Genomic DNA, 963 nt, shown 5'->3' on the forward strand with positions numbered 1-963 from the left:
GGCGTTGTTGATCAAATCAGCTTGAAGATCAACGACGCCATATATGACTAGCCGTTAGCTTCTAACAGGCATACCTAGTCCTATGACTTTGTTCATTGCTTTGACATTTGCCAGTGCCTCACCAACTTGAGCGTTATAACATCTCAAGCTCAATTTACTGCTGGTTAGTCCTTTATATCGAGACATTGCAGTCTCAGATATTGAGCGATAGTGATAACCCGACTCAGATTTCCACTCCGCTATTGTTCCGTTTTTCAGAGCCTTTACTGCTTCATTTCTGGGATGCCCATCTTCCCAAAGCGCCGCATTCTTGCGAGGCGGTATCAACGGAGTACTGCCCTTATTTTTCAGGGTCTCATAGCAACTTTTTGTGTCATACGCTCCATCGGCAGATACGGTATCTATCTTTCTACGTAAAGGGTTGAGTAATGTTGACAACACTTCGCTATCGCCAACACTTACAAGACTGACTTCTGCACTAATGGCCTCATGAGTTTCTACATCAACGGCTAAGTGCAGTTTGCGCCAAGTTCTGCGTTTTTCGGCGCCGTGCTTTTTCACCTTCCACTCACCTTCGCCAAAGACTTTGAGACCAGTCGAGTCAATAGCGATATGGCGAATAGCTCCTCTGGATTTGTTACGATATTTGACTTGAACTGTCTTCGAGCGTTTGCTGATACACGTGTAGTCAGGGGACGTCAGGGGAACCTCCAATAGCTCAAAGATAGAGTCGATAAAACCTTGAAGCGCACGCAATGGTAGAGAGAATATCCCCTTAATCATCAATGCAGTTTCAATCGCTGTATCAGAGTACTGGAAACCTCTACCACGCTTACCATGATGGGTTTTGCATCGCCATGCATCTACAGCTGAATCATCTATCCAGAACGTAACCGAGCCCCGTTTACACAGAGCCTTATTGTACTCCGCCCAGTTAGTTATCTTCTTTTTTGCCTTACCCAT

At 45.4% G+C, this 963-nt stretch carries 1 protein-coding gene; it reads right to left on the reverse strand.

The window, feature by feature from the left end; translation table 11 throughout:
• Positions 1-54: 54 nt before the first annotated feature.
• Positions 55-963 (reverse strand): IS5 family transposase, encoded by a 909-nt coding sequence (locus QTN94_RS20075; RefSeq protein WP_331428658.1) that lies wholly within the window; start codon positions 961-963, stop codon positions 55-57.

Source organism: Vibrio sp. M250220 (assembly GCF_036533795.1).
Taxonomy (GTDB): Bacteria; Pseudomonadota; Gammaproteobacteria; order Enterobacterales; family Vibrionaceae; genus Vibrio.